Source organism: Alkalibacterium sp. m-11, from assembly GCF_054658155.1.
The window spans coordinates 1-255 of sequence record NZ_BAAGIR010000528.1 but is presented as its reverse complement, the minus strand read 5'-3'; the positions used below and the strand labels follow the sequence as shown (position 1 = coordinate 255).

General features: G+C 41.6%; 1 pseudogene. It reads left to right on the top strand.

The features are described from left to right. A pseudogene (locus ACYQ2O_RS13460) lies at positions 1-255 on the top strand (IS5/IS1182 family transposase); the annotation flags it as partial.

Genomic DNA, 255 nt, shown 5'->3' with positions numbered 1-255 from the left:
GCAGTGAAGAAAACTATGAATCCATCATCGATGACTATGAAAAGATCCCTTTGATCCCTTACGGCATGTATAACGCAGAACAAAAGAAAAAATATAAACAAGATCCGAAACGCCGGGATAATTGGTCATATGACGAAATAGAAGATGCTTATACCGACCTGGACGGTGTGCGGTTTAGTTTTACCCACTACAGCACACGTGTGGATAAACAGGGATATACGCGTCAGTTTAAAGTGTACACAGCAGACAAGGAAC